Source organism: Pelagicoccus sp. SDUM812005 (assembly GCF_031127875.1).
GTDB lineage: Bacteria > Verrucomicrobiota > Verrucomicrobiia > Opitutales > Opitutaceae > Pelagicoccus.
Window position 1 is genome coordinate 771,857 of record NZ_JARXIA010000001.1, and the last position, 16,216, is coordinate 788,072.

The window sequence follows — 16,216 nt, forward strand, 5'->3', positions numbered from 1 at the left end:
ATTTAGCTTATCGAATCGAAATTGTGTAATGAATCACCCTTGTAGTTCCCTTTCCCTGAAGAATAAATGGACGCTTGCTTTAGCGGTTGGCGCCACGCTTTTCGCTAGTCCCGCTCAGTCGAAGGACGTGTTGTCTGAAACGGAAGCAGAGTTCCAAGAGCGCATGCAGTGGTTTACGGATGCTCAGTTCGGGCTTTTTATCCACTACGGCGTGTATTCAAATCTTGGAGGCGAGTGGAAGGGCGAATCGGTTCCTCGCTATGCGGAGTGGATACAGCGCTGGGGGCAGATCCCTTCGGAGGAGTACTATCCTCTGGCTGCGGACTTCCGGCCAGACGAGCTGGATGCCGACCTCTGGGTTCGCACTGCCAAGGAGGCAGGCATGAAGTACATGGTGATCACTACCAAGCACCACGAGGGCTTTTGCCTGTGGGATAGCGCGGTGACGGAATACGACCTCGGCGAAGCGACCGATTTCGATCGAGACATTTTGGGTGAGTTGAAGGCGGCTTGCGAAAAGTACGGGCTGAAGTTTGGTACCTATTATTCGATTATCGACTGGCACCATCCTTCGCAGCGCGTGGAGTTGGCTACGAACCAGCCGCCGATGTACGACAAGGATGGATACGTGACTTACATGAAGGCCCAGCTCAAGGAGTTGATCGATCGCTACGATCCAGCCATCATGTGGTTCGACGGCGACTGGGTGAAGTGGTGGACCATGGAAGACGGCCTGGATCTTTACCGATACCTTCGCGAGCTGAGCCCCGATATGGTGATCAACAATCGCGTGGCCAAGCGAGCTCAGTTCAAGAAGGACTTTGGCACGCCCGAGAACTCTACGCCGGGCGGAGCTTTGGACCACGTTTGGGAAGCCTGCTGGACAGTTAATCACTCCTGGGGCTACAAGAAGAGCGATACGACCTGGAAGAGTATCGACGTGCTAATCCAGAAGCAGATCGACATCAACGCGAAGGGCGGAAACTTGCTGCTTAACGTAGGGCCCTACGCCGACGGTGCTTGGCCGGAAGCGTCGACCGAACTGCTGGAGCAGATGGGCGAGTGGAACAGGAAACACCGGGAAGCGGTTTACGACAGCGAGTTCGTAATGGTTCCGGAACAGAGCTTCGGAACGATGGCCCAGAAGAAAGGATCGACCGAGAAAAAGGGTGAGCTCTTCGCCTACGTTTTCGATTGGCCAGAAGATGGGAAGCTGAAGATTCAGAATCTCAGCTTTGGCAAGGTGAAGGCTACGACTTACCAAGGCCGTGGCTTGGCGGCAAAGGCGGGAGGCAACGATTTGGAAATCGATCTTTCGAAGGCGAAGCCCGAGAGCTCGGCCACCGTGATTCGCCTCAAGTACAGTGGGGGGATGAAGGCGCATGAGCAGGTCATCGATCTGGGCTTGAAGGGTGACGAGCTGATCCTAGAGGCGGGCAACGCGGAGGTGACCGGCCGCAAGCTGGTACTCGTTAACAAGAAGTATGTGAGTGGTTGGTTGGACGCGGAGGATCGCGTTTCTTGGACGCTGAACGTTCCCGCTCCCGGGAAGTACTTGGTGAAGGCTCTCTATGCCAACGACGTGGATGGCAGCCCCGTGTCGGTCACGGTGGGCGATCAGACCTTGAGCGGAAAGATCGAAGCCTCCGGTTCGAAGAACCAATATCAGCTAACGGAGTTGGGGCATATGGAATTGAATCAAGTAGGCGCCACTAATTGTTCGATTTCCTTCGATCGGCCTAGCGGCAAGCGAATCTTGAGGTTTAAGACTCTGATCTTCGTCCCCGTAGAGGAATAGGAATGCAGCTTTGATAAGGCTTTCGACCTACGATATTTTGTAATGAATACTACCCCAGAATCGTTCTCTCGTCGTAGCTTTATCAAGAGCGCCAGCCTTGCTGCAGGCGCGGCGGTACTTGCTCCTCAGGTCATCAAGGCCCAGACATTGGGCAATGGAGCGAAGTACGCCGCTAATTCCCGTATCGGTATTGGGTTTATTGGTACAGGGTTGATCGCTAAGGGACACCTCGTGTCCTTTCCCGGCATGAAGGAAGTGCAGCCGATCGCGGTTTGCGATGTGAAGCAGGAGCAGTTGCTCAAGGCTCAAGGAATATTGGCGGAAGCAGGTTACGCGGATATCCCGGGTAGCCGCAGGTACGAGGATATCTTGTCCAACCCTGCGGTTGACGTCGTTTGCATCGCTACGCCCGACCATTGGCACGCGGCTCTGGCGATAGAAGCGATGAAAGCGGGCAAAGACGTTTATGTGGAGAAGCCTTTGACCCTGACGATCGAGGAAGGCAAGGCGGTGGTGAAGGCCCAGGAGAAATATGGTCGCGTGCTGCAAGTCGGCTCCCAGCAAAGGTCCAGCGCCCATTTTCGAATCGCCGTGAACCTGGTGCGCAACGGAATGATCGGCGATGTGAAGGAGATCCATTGCCGTATCGGAAGTTTTCCGCAACCGCCGGAGCGTGAAGAGATCGAGCCTGTGCCGGATGGATTCGACTACGATCGTTGGCTCGGTCCGACTCCATTTTTTGAATACTCCAAGCATCGCGCTCTTGGAAATTTCCGGAAGGGCTGGCGGTGCTATTGGGAGTATGGCAATCGTAAGCACGGCGATATCGGGGCCCATGACTACGATATCGTACAGTGGGCTCTCGGGAAGGATGATTCCGGACCGGTCGAATTTGTTCCGAAGGGCTTTGAGGGCGCGCGGCAGCACCATTTCAGGTACGCGGATGGGGTAACGGTTTGGCGGGATACGGATCCCGAAGCGAAGCACCAAATCCGCTTCGTAGGTTCAACGGGGGAGGTCCAGGTCAGTCGTGGCAGAATCGAATCCACGCCAGCGGACCTGATACGTCACCGCTTTACGGATACGGACGAGACCGTCTACGAATCCAAGAGCCACCGTGGGAATTTCATCGACTGCGTTCAGTCGAGGAAGGTGACGGTATGCCCGGCCGCGGTGGGGCACCGCAGCGGGACGGTTTGCCAGTTGGCTGCGATTGCGGAACGCTTGGAGCGTCCCCTACGCTGGGATCCGGCGGCCCAGCAGGTCGTGGACGACGCGGAGGCGGCAGCCATGCAGGATCGACCGAGGCGGGCTGGATACGAATTGCCGGAGATCGTTTAGGACTTGCGGGTAGGGGAATCGGAGGAGCAGGAAACCTTGAGCGATAGGCGAGGCTGCCTAGTGCCTAGCGATTCCCGCCGCGTTGAGCTGCGTTGGGGCGTGGAGCGGCTTCGAGTTCCTTTTCGCTGAGCTTTCCGTTGCCATCGCTGTCGATGCGCTCGAAGCGGCGTTGGATGCGCGAAAGTTCGACATCTTCACCCCGTTGCTTTTTGGTCGCTGTAACCATTTCCTCGATACTGACGAAACCGTCCTGGTCGGAGTCCATTTGGCTGAAATTCATTCCTCGTGGGCCAACGGCTTGGTTTCCCCGTTCCTGGGAGTTGCCTGCTCGAGCGTTGCCGCGGTTTCCCCGGTTCATGCTGTAGGTACGGGCACCGCGGTTCTGGTCTTCGAGGCGAATCGTGTATTCATGGGTCAATGCCATGCACATGTCCGGCGTGCAGCCGTAGTAGTCGAGCGTGAGCGTTATGGCTTCGGGAGGGGAGTCGGCCTCGATATCCACCCAGAATTGTCGCGGCAAGGTATCGCTATCGCCTGGGCCTTGCTTGGCCTTTGCTTGGGCAGGGCTCGCTTTCACGCCTTCCGGGAGGGTGAGGGTGTATTGCATGGGTGGGGTCAGATTGTTCCAATGGGCGTCGTGTATGGGGTCGGGGTAAAAGCCGAGAAAGAGCTTGCCCGTTCCGGTCTTTAGCAGGGCATCGTCGGCTTCCGCTCGGAGTTTCACGTAGTAGGTTTCTTCCGGTTTCGCTGGAGCGATGGCAACGATGGTGAGGCCTTCGGGGCGTTTGACTCCGAGTTCCGTATCTTCGTTGAGCAAGCGAGGGTTCCTTCCGAGGGTGGGCAGGTCCAGGTCGTGAGCGAGCGTGGTCTGGGATGGCTTGCCAACGGCTTTGTTGAGAGCGGCCCGTAGTTCGTTGCGGACGATGCGAGCGTTGGCGTAGAAAATTTCGCCTTGGGGCGAGATGAGGTAGACGGATTGGGAATTCGCTCCCAAGCCGATGCGAAGGGAGTCGTCGATCGTATCGGCGATCCATGGGACTTGGGTGGCGAGCTTTTCTTTCAGCTCGGCCAGTTGCAGCAGTCGTTCCTGTATGTTTTGAGCTTCCACGTAGCCCTGTAGTTCCGGGTGCCTGAGGCTTTTGTAGAAATAGTAGAACTGCACTCCCTCTGTGGAGTAGTCGGCAAAGGCGGCTTCGATTTCAGGATAGGTGTCGTGGAATTGCGGGCAGGTTAAGCAGCCAGAGGTGAGCACCGTGTACTTGCCGTCGAGGAGCTCGCGGAGCTTGATGGCTTCGCCCGTGGCCGTGTAGGCGTCGAGGTCGGGGATCTGACCGGAGCGAAGCACTCCGTTGGGGCCAACTCCGCTTTGGCTTCCGCGGGGTGACGGAGTGGCCGCGGATGCGCTGGAGAGGCTTGAGGCAAGCATGAGGCAGGCGAGGAGCAGGTGTTTCATGGTGATCATACGAATGGGGAGTTGAAAGACGTTAGGGGCTTAAGGTTACCTCTTCGGGAGGATCAAGATTACAGCTTTGTAATCTTGGAGAATCGAGGGGAGCAGTGGGTACCGACTCCTCGAATCTTTGGGGAATATCGGTTGTGTGTCCCGTTAGGTAGGGAGGAAAGTCACGTTCGAAGGCGTGTCTGTGGGAAATACTTAGCCTATTTCGCAGTAGTGGTCAGAGGTAGGAGAGCACCCTGCGAACGCAGGGTATGCAATACTTGGGTGAAAGGATACCTTGTGAAGGTCCTCATTGAATTGCCCCCCTTGCGGCACGTCCGGTTTCGCGGAACGTAGCTCCCGAGCGAAGACGTTGGCCTCATTGCCAGATTCTACGAAAGATGAAAACCAGACCCATACTATCAAATATATGAAATACCCCCATTCCGTTTCGATTCCCATACGGAGGCTGGCGTTGATTGCCAGTATTCCGCTTGTACCTGCCTTGGCGACGGCCCAGGAAAGCGATGCCGAGGAGGAGATATTCGAGCTCTCTCCCTTCACTATCGATGGAAGTGAAGACCAAGGATACTACTCTTCCCAGACGCTTGCCGGTGGTCGGCTCAAATCCAACTTGAAAGATGTTGCTACCTCCGTGCAGGTCGTGACTGAGCAGATGCTGGAGGATATCGGCGCCACGAGCATGGACGAGATTCTCGTCTATACGACCAATACTGACGTGATGGGCTCGATGAGCAACTACACTGCGGCCGAGGCTGACGGTGAAAGTACCTTGTCGTCCTCGTCAGCGCGCCAGAACCCGGGCGACGCGAATCGCGTGCGTGGATTGGGCAGGGCGACGCGCACCACGAACTATTTCGAGACTTCGGTCCCGATGGATAGTTATATATCCGGGCGTGTTGATATCAATCGCGGGGCCAATTCCTTCCTGTTCGGACTCGGTTCGCCCGGTGGTATTATCAATACATCTCTGGCTCAGGCAGAATTCAGGGATTCCAACAAGATCGATATCCGATTCTCCACGGAAAATTTCGAAAGCAACTATTCCAAGCGAGCTTCCATAAACCTCAATCGTGTGGTGCTCGAGGATAAGCTGGCTATCCGTGTGGCTGCCCTGGAGGAGGAGAACGAATACACGCAGAAACCTGCGATGAAGGATTCGAGTCGTCGCTACGTAGCTGCCAAGTACAAGCCGTTTTCGGAGCATAAGGTGACCTTGAGAGCTCACTACGAAATTGGCGATATCGCGGCGATCCCGGTGGATCGCTTGGCCCCGCTCGAAACGCTTTCGACCTTTATCGATGATCCGTATGGTACTGTGTTCGACACGCCGAGCGGTCGCTGGTCCCATGATCCTTGGAATAACATTTCGAACAATGTCCAAGGCCAGGGCTATCTCGGCCAGGACGCTGAGGGGAATCCGGTAAACGTAGGCTTGTACAACAAGCAAATTAAAGCAAACGGATGGGCGATCGTCTGGGATGATACGCTCGATGCGAACGGTTTGCCGACACGGGCGACGCATACTGGGTGGACAAACAACCGCATTCGTAGGAACACGCCGTATTTCGACCCTAATAACAATCTGACAGGCAACACGCAAAGCGGTTTGGTTCGAGGTCTCAGAATGACCGATATCGGTGGCGAGTACGCTGGATACACCCGCCAAGGTCTTGTCGATTACGAGGTTTACGATTGGCGTACGAACCTGCTTACCGGGGCCTTGGATAGCTACGAAAACGATTTCGATCGTTATAACGTTACCTTGGAAGCGGTTTCGGACAATGGAAACTACGGTATCGAGCTTTCGTATAACGAGGAAGAGTGGAATCGGGACAGTTATGTGGGAGTGGGTACTCCTGAAATCTCAATCGATAACAACCTGACGCTGCCGCTCGGCCCGGGCGAACTGTTTGGGGAGACGAATCCCAATTACGGAAAACTTTATATCCTTGGTCTCGCTGCCAACAATACGCTTAACACGGACGTTCGATCGACAGCCCGCGCTACCGCGTTCGCGAAGTTCGACTTCGCCGATAAGTTCGACGGAAGCCCTCTGAAGTGGTTTGGCAAGCATACGCTGACGGGACTTTACGATGACAACGTTCTCGAGCAGGAGCAGTTCGCCAATCGTCAGTTTATTTTCGGCAATGACGCTGGCTTCCACCTCGTACAGACGAACGCTACGCAGTACCAACGTCAGGTCGCTCATATGTTCTATATTAGCGATGCCTTTCCGGAAGCCTTTACGGATTCGAATTTCGGGGTATCCGATTTCCAGGTGACTGGTCTGCCTGAAAACCTGAATCACAACTACCCGGAAAACTTTACGGTACCGGTCTGGTACTTGAGCGAAGGGGATCCTGAAAACGATCCACGCTGGAACTCTCCGATTCGCGATGAAACGGCGGAGTTGGGCGCGTTCAGTCCTGAATGGCAGCCGACTCAAGGCGCTTTGATCGAAACCGGCGTTGAATCCTACGCGGCGAATATGCAGAGCTTCTTCTTGAACGACCTATTCGTTGCTAACCTCGGTTGGCGCGAAGATACGGTAACGCTCATTCGCAATGCCAATCCGCCTCTAACTGCCGAGAGCGTTCCCATCCTCGATCCGGAGGTTTTCAATCTCGACGGGATCGAGCCGGAGGTAATAACGGAAAGCGCTTTTTCCTATGGTCTCGTAGCGAAGGTTCCGGACAAGTGGATGCCTGAGGGTACCAACCTCGCGTTCCATTACGGCGACTCTTCCAACTTCGTTCCGAACCCAGGTGGGTTTGACTGGTACGGAGACCCCGTTCCTAGCTCTTCCGGTTCTACCCGTGAAATCGGTGCGACCCTTGGGCTTATGAACAACAAGCTCGTAGCGCGTTTGAACTTTTACAAGGGATCCGTAGAGAACGAACCATACGTCGGCACGGATCGAGCCTATAAGCTGCTTGGTACTGCGAATGTTACCCGCGGATTTACCACGATCTGGAGCGAGGTGGATCGCAACGACCGCAATCGCGATGGGGTTTTCGACATCCAGACTCTAGTCGATCCAGAGACCGAAATGGAGTACGAGTTCAATCCTGACGAAAACGGTAACGGTTATCTCGATATCGTGGAATTCATGACCGTCGACGATGTCGAAGTTCCAAATCCAAACTTCGAGAGCCAATACTTTAGCCTCGACGAGTTGCTCGCTCTTGAAGCGGGATATTCGGAGCTGATGAATCCATGGGTTCGCGAGGTCACGGATTTGTCGTTGATCCCTGGATCTGAAACCGAGGATGGCGAACCGGACGTGAACAGCGGTAACGGTCTCTGGTTTACCTTGGGCGACACCGTGCAGCTGGACGCGAAGGGAATGGAGCTAGAGCTTACCTACAATCCTAGCAGAAACCTTCGCCTCAGCATGAACGTAACGCAGCAGGAGTCGATGCAGACGAATATTGCTCCCCGTTTGACCAAGGTGTGGAACGAGATGTTGGATATATACGAGTCCATCCCGAATTCGAAGCGTGTTAGCAACGGAGCGAACAAGCTCTCTACTGAGCTGACTGAGGATGAATTCGCTGAATCGACGCTCCCTGGTAACTTCATCCACGGTGCGACTACCGGACAGGCTTACTTCAAGGCGGTTGCTCTATCGGGATCGAACAATCCCGAAGTGCGCGAGTGGCGCGTGAACCTGCTCGGAAACTATTCCTTCTCGGAAGGGCGTTTCAAGGGAATGAATATCGGAGGCGCTTTCCGTTACCAGGACGAAGCTGCTGCAGGGTACGGCCTTACCACCGACCCGATTTCAGGCTTCCCTGTCCAGGATGTGTCGAATCCGTACTTCGACGAAGCGACCGAGTTCTTCGATCTATGGGTTGGCTACAAGCGCAAGGTCTTCAACGACACGGTCGATTGGAGAATCCAGCTGAACGTTCGCAACCTTTTCGCGGACAAGGATCCCTTGACAGTGCAGTTCCAGCCGGACGGCTCGATCGCTCGCGTGGCGCTTCCAGTGCCCCGCCAGTTCTCACTGTCGAATACCTTTAGCTTCTAGAATCTAAATAGAAGCTGAATTACGAAATCCTCCGCTTGTCCTCCAGATTCACGAATGCGATCGTGAATCGTTGGACGAGCGGAGGATTTTTTTTGCAAAGAGATAACGTTTATCCCGATCGGTATCGCGCGGAACCGTTGTGGTTATCGATATTGGACAGGAGAAGGGCGCTTAGCCTCGATTAGTGTTGCTCGTCGCGAAAGGGCGGCGCTGGCGAGGGTTACTCGGCGCCGATTTCCCTGATCCGGATATCCTTTACGCGTAGCTTCAGTTTTCCTCTGGCGTGGATTTGGAAGGCGATGTGTCCTCTCATGCCGACATGGGCCGCTTGGTGCAGCGCGTCGTTGAGGATCCCGTCCCCGTCGAGATCGGCGATCATGGCTTCATTGACGAAGGTGGTAATGCGAGTGCCTTCGCAGCGGATTATGATATTGTTCCACCCTTTCTCCCAGGTTTCCTGGTCATTGGCTTCGATGAAGTCGAGATGGATGGGGACGGGAAGCTGGCGTGGCGAGGCTCCGGTCTGGTGTTCGGTATCGTCGCCGGCATGTACCCAGTAGTCTTTAGCGGGATCTCCGGCTTGTTCCGGCGTGACCTTGTGGTCGGGAAGCGAAGGCTGGATCCAGCGTTGGTTGCCTTGGGTCATGTCGTAGATCAGGCCGTTGCGGAAGGGGGCGGGCGGATGGATATCGATTTGCGGGCCTTCCATGCGGTCGTTGTAGCGGCTGCGAACTTGGATGCCAGAATTGCCCGGGCTGTCGCTGAAGGATTGAATCTTCATGCGCAGCTCGAAGTCGTCGTATTCATGATTGGATACGAGCCAGATGCCTTTCTGTTTTCCGTCGCTTGTGGTATCGAAAAGCAGGGTTCCGTCTTCTACCGTTACGAAGGTCTTCGATACGTCGTCCTCGCTGTCGTATCGCAGGTGCCAGCCGTCGAGGCTTTCTCCGTCGAAGAGGGAGGTCCAAGGGGCGAGAGGCTCTCTTTCTGCGGCAGCCCACTGGATGCCGCCGCGAATGTGGTCTACGAACCAGCCGCGTTGGTGGAGTATCATGGTGTGGCCTAGGCTGGTGAACCAATGGCGTCCTCCGTGTTTTTGGTTGTACCATGTCATGGGGTGGGTGACGCCTTCTCCGTAGGTTTTTCCGTCATGGGCATAGCTGCTGGGGTCGACGCTGAGGAGTGTTCGTGTATCCGCGTCTTCGATCGGATTTTGGCTGTAGCAGTACCATTCGTCGGAGGACTTGAAGCGTGCTGGCAGGTGTTGAGTGGAAGGGTGTCGACCTTCGTGCACGATCAGTTCCGCCGGCTGGGTGGGTGGGTGTCCGGCGAATTTTCCTCCACCTACGAGTTCGAGGAAAAAGGGGTTGGATGCCTCTGTGTAGGTGATGGAGTGGACGCCGATGGTGCTGCCGCCAGAACGCACGTACTGCTCGAAATCGGCTTCCTGCTTTTTGTCGAAGATCTTTCCGCCAGTGTATCCAAATACTAAGACATCAGTTTGCTTGAGCAAATCTTCGGTGATGTGTTTCGCGTCGCGTATCTCGGTTAGTTTCCAGTTTTCCTCGTAGGCGAGGTCCCGCATCAAGCGCGTGAAGGAGCTAATTTGCTGGGCGTGGATAAAGGCGTGCGGGTCGCTGGCGGTGATCAGAGTGACCTGCGTTGCTTCGCTTGCTAGGGAGGACGCGGCACAGGGAAACGCCAAGAGGGCTAGGAGCAGTCGGGCTGTTGCTACTCGATATTTGGAATGTCTGGGGATTCTGGACATATTGTTCTTAGGAAATCAGTTGAATTCGCTCTTTGGCCCTCTGGAGAGGTTTGAGCGCTTAGTCCGAGAGGGGACGGACTCGGATGTTTCGGTACTCTGCTTTCATCGCCGTTTTGTCGTGTATTTGGAAACCGATTACGCCTTCGCGCGATCCATTGGGGTCCGGGTCGTGGTAGTCCATGACTTTGATGCCGTTGATCCAGTATTCCAGGCGCTTGTCGCGAGCTCGGATGGTTAGGCGATTCCAGTCGTCAGGATGGTAGGCTTGTTTGAGGATTTCTTGGTCGGCGAAGATGCGGAGCTTGGGGCGGGAGTACCAATCGCCGAGAGAGCCCCAGTAGTTGTTTTTGTTGGGCCTTGGTTTTCCTGCGTCCAGCTCGTAGCCCGCTGGGGCATCGAAGGTCTTGTAGCCGTCGAAGCGGAAGATTTTGGCGCGGTAGTAGATGCCGCTGTTGCGGCGGTCGTCGCCGCTAAGCTTTAGCTCGCAGGTAAACTCGAAGTCGCCGAAGCTGCGCTTGGTGTAGATCCACTCCGGCAGGTCGAGCTTTTGTCCGTGGGTGTTGGCGACGATGGCGCCATTTTCAAATTGCCAATGAGCGGAGGGGACGGTCCAGGCGTCGAGGTTTCCGCTGGCGAGCAGGTCGATGGCAGCTGGTCCTGCGACGCTGGGTTCGGTGGCTTCGTTTGGCGTGGCGACTAGAGTTAAAGGTAGTAGTGAGAGGATCACTACGGTGAGTCGTGCGACGTTGTTTTTCATATAAGGAACCGGGTTTTAGCCGATTTATCGGTTTCGTTTTGCCACCCGAGGCGGGACGTCTTGGAGGGAGGTGGCGGTGGCGGTGGGAAAATTGTCCGGGACGGTTTGGTTTACTGGCTTTTTGGCGAGCCATTGCAGGGCGCGGATCATGAGGGTTTGGAAGGCTACGTCGCGCACGCCGGGCGGGTTTTCCTGGTTGGTCCAATAGTGGCCGTACGTGGAGGTATAGGTGCGTCCGGCTCCGTATTGCACGACCCATTCGGTGGGGAAATCCATGTCGGTCTTAGGCTCGCGGGCGTAGGAAAGCACGGTGAGGTTTTCCAGCGGGCCGCGGGTGTAGGAGTAGACTTCGACGTCGGCGGACTTCCAGGCGCGCGGCAGGTTGGCGTGGATGGGGTGGTCGCCGAAGCGGTGGAAGACCGCGTCGATGCGGGGGCCATGGCTGGTGCGGTTGCCCACCCCAGGGGGGATTTCGACGAGTTGGCCGTCTTTGACCTGGAGGGCCTTGCCGAAGTCGGCGGGACGCCAGCCCATGCCGATCATCTTGTTGTATTCCGGCCAGTCGGCGAAGGCGTTGTTGGCGCTGTGGTAGACGTACATGCCGCCGCCGTTGCTGAGGTAGGACTCGAGGTCCGCTTTGACGGGATCGGGCCAGGAGATCTCGCGGTTCTTGATGTTGTTGCAGGTTTGAATGACGACGTCGTAGGCAGCGAAGTTCGGGTTCCATTGCCGCCAAGCGTCTGTATTGAAATCTGGCATACTCGACACGGAAACGGCGAAGGTGGGATCGCTGGCGAGGATGTCCTGGATTTTTTGGGTGGTCTTCTCGACGGAGTGGTTGCTGAAGCCGTCGACGATTAGGACCTCGATCCGCTCGGATGCAGGAGAGGCGCTCCAGCACGCGGCTAGGGCAAGGAGAACACTTAGGATGGAGCGTTTCATGGCAGCGGGGCGTGAAGGGAGATTGTGGGCAGGCCTAGGAGCTGGGATTGCTCGGCCAATAGGGGGTGAGGTTTTCGATGAGGACGGAGATCGCTTCTTCTCGATCGATCACTCCGTTGTGGCGGTAGATGATATTGCCCTTGGGGTCTACGATGACGGTGTGGGGCAGCGGACCGGGCCAGTCGGGATCGATGGCAGCCGCGAGTTCGTCCTGTCCGGAGCCAGTGTAGAGGTAGTTGTTGCTCTTACGACCTTCGGAGACGGCGATGCGTTTCAGCTTGGGCGGAGTGCCGGCGTACTTTCTTTCGAGGAAGGCTTGCACGCGTTTTTCGTTTTTGGGTTCGTCCAAACTGATGGTGATGAGTTCGAAGGGACGCAGCCCGAGCTGGCGTTGGATGGATACGAGGTCGGGGAATTCTTCCACGCAGGGAGCGCACCAAGTGGCCCAGAGGTTGATCATGCGGTACTTGTCGGTGCCGTTGGCTCGCAGGGCGGCTGCTCCGACGGCGTCAAGCGTGTCGAGCTCGACGACCGAGGCGCTTTTTTCGAAGCGTTCTTGGGCGACGCGAACCTTGGCTTTCTTCTCTCGCCATTTGGTAGAGCAGCCGTGCGGCTTGGTAACGGGGACGGGGACCGGTTCGCCGGCGAAGAGGGCATCGAGCGCGTTGAGGGCGTCGGGCGATTTTACGGAAGCTGGGTCGGGGATGCGCGAGTCGTCGAAGCGACCTTTGTACTGGAGCGTACGGTGTCGGTCGAAAATGAATACATGGGGAGTGGCGAGACAGCCGTAGGCTCGGGCGGTGCTTTGCGTGTCGCCGTCGTAGAGGTAGGGAAAGGTCCAACCGGCCTCCTTGGCGTAGGGGATCATGTCTTCGAAGCTGTCGGTGTACTTTCCGAATCCGAGTTCCGCGGGCGTCATGCCTTCGGGGTGGTTGGGGTTGATGGCGACGAAGGCGAAGCTGCGTTTTTCGCGTTCGATTTTCTCGAGCATGGCTTGGAGGCGGCCTTCCACGGCGTGGGAAGTGGGGCAATGGTTCGAGGTGAAGAAGACCATAAGAATGTCGGGCCCGGCGAAGTCGGAGAGGGAATAATCGCGTCCGTCTATTCCCGGCAGGGTGAAGTCGGGGGCTTTGTCGCCTATTTCGAGGGTCTGTAAGCCTTCGGGACCGTCTTCGGCGGCTATGGTTAGCGTTGGGATAAGGTTGAATAGCGATAGAGCCAGTAAGGCGCGGAAGAGTGTATTCATGGGTAGTGGGGGGAGTGGGGTTAGGGCCATCGGAATCTGCCAGTTCGCGTAAGGCTTTCCGGTAGGATGACGCGCAGTCCTGAGATTAGGCAAGCCATTGGTCTACCCCATAAATGTGGGGTAGGCAGTGGAGGCGCTGATGTCCTACTATAAGGGCTCGTTTTCGAACTGCCCACCCCCCGCCCCAGTATGTAACCCGGCGTTTCCGGGTTATGCCTGAAAATCGATTGCCCAGTTATGTTCGGTCTTACCTCCCCGTTTCCAAAGCGCTGGAAGCTTCACAGCCGTGTCGCTTCGTTTTGCGCCCTTAGAAACGAGAACGCATGTAGCATGATAATGAATACGATAGGAATAGCGAAATGATCGTCCTTTGCTTATTGTTCTTCTGCGGTCTGGTGGAAGGCTTAAAGGGAGCGTTGCACGGAGGTGCCGGGGCTCTCTGTCGGTGGGGCGCGAGCTTAGGCGTTCTTGGGTTCTGGTTCTTTTTATGAGAAGCTCAGATCAGCTAGGGATTGGCCTTATTCCGTGGCGTGCGGCAATGCTTCGGGCTCTGTCGCTTTGCTTTTCGTTCGTTGTGGGAGCTTCGCTGTCTAACGGCGTTGAAAGCTACAAGCCGCGGGAAGTCGGCGGCGTCGCGGGCTTGTGGAATTGGGGCAATATCGAAGGCTTGGAAGGTGAATTCATTGATTGCGTGGAACCGTCGGAAGACGGTTCGCTTTGGATCGGGATTGGGTCGAAAGTGGTGCGTTATGATGGGACCTCGTTTCGCGAATACGATTCGTTTAGCAGGCGGCCCTCGGCCCTGCGGGCGATAAAGGAAACCACGGGGGGCGAGGTTTATTTGATGACGCGGGCCGAGCTTTTTCGGTTGGAAGACGAAGAATGGGAACTGGTATCGAGGACGGGAGAGAATCAGGGGCGCCGTCTTCAGGAAGATAAGGACGGGCGAGTGTGGTTCGCGGGAAGCGGTCGGCTCTATAGTGTTTTGGGGGACGAAATCCTAGAGTCGGAGTCCTTCGCTCAAAGAATTCTTGATATCGAGTTCGATCGAGCTGGAAAACTCTGGGTTTTGGATGCGGTGGGGGACACCTATCGTTGCTTGGTTGAGGGAGGTCATGTGGTAGTAAAGCGTCGGTGGGCTGCGTCGAGGAGTAGGAGCCGCCGGCAAGCCGGGTATGGGATGTTGGAGGCTACTAGCGATGGGAAGATTTGGGTGGTCGATTCGTTTTCCGGATCCCCCCCGAAGAACTTGGATACGAAAACGGGCGAGTGGAGCTCGATCGATTTCGGCGATCGGGATGCCGGAAGTGGGCGCTGATCGGCGACGATGCGCTCATCGGAGAAAACGTTGAAATCGGCAAGGACGCCACGATCGGCAACGGGTTTACGATCGCGGATGGCAGTTCGATCGGCGAATTCAACTGGCTCGGTAGCGACGCCTTCATCGGATCGGATAGCCAGGTCGACCGTTTCGTGATTCTGCGCGACGGCGCCGTGCTGGGCGACGAGGTGAAGATCGATCGCTTCAGCGAGTTTGGAGCGGGGCTGCAAGTGGGCAACCGTTCCCACATCGAGCGTTTCACCCGAGCGGGCGACGGACTCGCGGTGGGCGAGGGCTCCTACCTGGGCCGCTTTAGTTGCTTCGGCGACGAGGTGACGGTGGGTGATCGTGTGGAAACGAACCTGTTCACGACGGTTGGATCCGGTGTAAGCATCGGAAGCGACGGGGAGATGAGCTACTTCGTAGTGATCGGCGAGGGAACGACCATTGGTGACGGGGTGACGATTGGGCGCTTCGTACGAATCGGCAAAGACGTTCAGATATCTGATGGGGCGGTGATTCGCTCCGGATCGCGCATCGCCGACGGCGAAGTGGTTGAGTAGCCAATCCTGACCTATTGAGTGTACAAGGCGCCTCCCTGTTGGGGAGGCGCCTTTTTTTTTGTTTCGTGGCGCTACCGAAAAAGGCGGTGTTCGAGATCCCTCTTTGTCGCCAAAATGCGGTCTGCCTTTTCAGCGAGTGCCTGAAATCGGCTTACCCCCTGTCGTAATCGGTTTTAACCCTTGGTTTCCTGCTGTTCAGCGCGTCGTTTGAGACGTGCCCTTGTTTTCCCAATGTTCCCATTTAGCCTCAGTTCAGAGCGTTCGATCTTTGATATCGTACGCTTCCCAACCTTGTGCGTCCTGCTTGTCCTAAGCGGGACTCCTGGCGAAGGCTCGCGGGTTGAGTTTCATTACTACGACCAGTAGAGAAGGAGAACGATTTTTGGGTTCGAAGTTACTGTTCTGTTTCTGATGAGGTTAAGGCGATTGAAGTTTGAGAGACTCGGCCATTTGAGCGGATTTCCGTTTCGGTTTCTGCAGTGGTTGGGATCGTCGCTTGGGTGTGTTGGCGTTTGGTTGCCAATTTTGATGTTGGGGACTCTTCTCGAGGGTGCTCGAAGCTATTCTCCGGTTGATAGTGAAATCATTTGCGATGCTTGGCGGTGGAGGGAGATCGAGGGCCTGGGCGATGGCTTCATACATTGTTTCGATTTGGCCGAAGACGGGTCCGTTTGGGTTGGCCAAGACGCTGTAGTGCGGCGTTACGATGGCGAATCCGTCCAGGAGTATGGTGATTTCAGCGCACCGCCCTCTACCTTGTGCGCGATTGCGAGTAGCTCGTCGGGGGAAGTGTACTTGATGGCGCATCGGGAGCTCTATCGACTTGTCGCGGAAAAGTGGATACAGATATCTGGGGATGGGCCCTTTGAGGGGCGACGCATGCGAGAGGGGCGGGATGGTCGCATTTGGCTGGCTTCGCAAGGTCGGGTTCTCAGCGTCTTAGGGGACGAGGTAGTTCGATCGGAGGAGATTGGTTCGCGAATTC

The 16,216-nt window shown here is 56.1% G+C and carries 9 protein-coding genes; 4 read left to right on the forward strand and 5 right to left on the reverse strand.

The window, feature by feature from the left end:
- Positions 1-28 precede the first annotated feature (28 nt).
- Positions 29-1,798, forward strand: a complete 1,770-nt coding sequence (locus QEH57_RS02840; protein WP_309005162.1) for an alpha-L-fucosidase — start codon at positions 29-31, stop codon at positions 1,796-1,798.
- A 42-nt stretch (positions 1,799-1,840) separates the two neighbouring features.
- Positions 1,841-3,139 carry a Gfo/Idh/MocA family oxidoreductase gene (locus tag QEH57_RS02845; RefSeq protein ID WP_309005163.1) on the forward strand — a complete coding sequence of 433 codons (1,299 nt, stop codon included), beginning with the start codon at positions 1,841-1,843 and terminating at the stop codon, positions 3,137-3,139.
- Positions 3,140-3,203: 64 nt separating this feature from the next.
- Here the strand turns inward: QEH57_RS02845 and QEH57_RS02850 are convergent, their stop codons facing one another.
- Positions 3,204-4,592: an EF-hand domain-containing protein gene (locus QEH57_RS02850; RefSeq protein ID WP_309005164.1), complete on the reverse strand. Its 1,389-nt coding sequence runs from the start codon at positions 4,590-4,592 to the stop codon at positions 3,204-3,206.
- 415 nt (positions 4,593-5,007) lie between these two features.
- Between QEH57_RS02850 and QEH57_RS02855 the strand changes: the two genes are divergently transcribed.
- The gene (locus QEH57_RS02855; protein WP_309005165.1) at positions 5,008-8,634 is read left to right on the forward strand and encodes a TonB-dependent receptor plug domain-containing protein; all 3,627 of its coding nucleotides are present in this window, start codon (positions 5,008-5,010) and stop codon (positions 8,632-8,634) included.
- Between the two features lie 220 nt (positions 8,635-8,854).
- On the opposite strand, the gene QEH57_RS02860 is transcribed toward QEH57_RS02855, so the two are convergent.
- Genes QEH57_RS02860 through QEH57_RS02875 form a run of 4 tightly spaced genes read right to left on the reverse strand, consistent with a single transcriptional unit; the run spans position 8,855 to position 13,347 of the window.
- Positions 8,855-10,402: a ThuA domain-containing protein gene (locus tag QEH57_RS02860; protein WP_309005166.1), complete on the reverse strand. Its 1,548-nt coding sequence runs from the start codon at positions 10,400-10,402 to the stop codon at positions 8,855-8,857.
- Between the two features lie 58 nt (positions 10,403-10,460).
- Positions 10,461-11,159, reverse strand: coding sequence for a DUF1080 domain-containing protein (locus tag QEH57_RS02865; protein ID WP_309005167.1), 699 nt, complete (start codon positions 11,157-11,159; stop codon positions 10,461-10,463).
- Positions 11,160-11,183: 24 nt separating this feature from the next.
- Positions 11,184-12,101: a ThuA domain-containing protein gene (locus tag QEH57_RS02870; RefSeq protein ID WP_309005168.1), complete on the reverse strand. Its 918-nt coding sequence runs from the start codon at positions 12,099-12,101 to the stop codon at positions 11,184-11,186.
- A gap of 34 nt (positions 12,102-12,135) precedes the next feature.
- Entirely contained in the window at positions 12,136-13,347 is a 1,212-nt protein-coding gene (locus QEH57_RS02875) for a redoxin domain-containing protein (protein WP_309005169.1), read from the reverse strand.
- A gap of 1,269 nt (positions 13,348-14,616) precedes the next feature.
- On the opposite strand from QEH57_RS02875, the gene QEH57_RS02880 reads away from it, so the two are divergent.
- Entirely contained in the window at positions 14,617-15,231 is a 615-nt protein-coding gene (locus QEH57_RS02880) for a hypothetical protein (RefSeq protein ID WP_309005170.1), read from the forward strand.
- Positions 15,232-16,216 lie beyond the last annotated feature (985 nt).

Coding starts and splice junctions, on each gene's coding strand:
- QEH57_RS02870 (WP_309005168.1), bottom strand. CDS start 12,101: ATGAAACGCTCCATCCTAAGTGTTCTCCTTGCCCTAGCCGCGTGCTGG.
- QEH57_RS02840 (WP_309005162.1), top strand. CDS start 29: ATGAATCACCCTTGTAGTTCCCTTTCCCTGAAGAATAAATGGACGCTT.
- QEH57_RS02855 (WP_309005165.1), top strand. CDS start 5,008: ATGAAATACCCCCATTCCGTTTCGATTCCCATACGGAGGCTGGCGTTG.
- QEH57_RS02865 (WP_309005167.1), bottom strand. CDS start 11,159: ATGAAAAACAACGTCGCACGACTCACCGTAGTGATCCTCTCACTACTA.
- QEH57_RS02850 (WP_309005164.1), bottom strand. CDS start 4,592: ATGAAACACCTGCTCCTCGCCTGCCTCATGCTTGCCTCAAGCCTCTCC.
- QEH57_RS02860 (WP_309005166.1), bottom strand. CDS start 10,402: ATGTCCAGAATCCCCAGACATTCCAAATATCGAGTAGCAACAGCCCGA.
- QEH57_RS02875 (WP_309005169.1), bottom strand. CDS start 13,347: ATGAATACACTCTTCCGCGCCTTACTGGCTCTATCGCTATTCAACCTT.
- QEH57_RS02845 (WP_309005163.1), top strand. CDS start 1,841: ATGAATACTACCCCAGAATCGTTCTCTCGTCGTAGCTTTATCAAGAGC.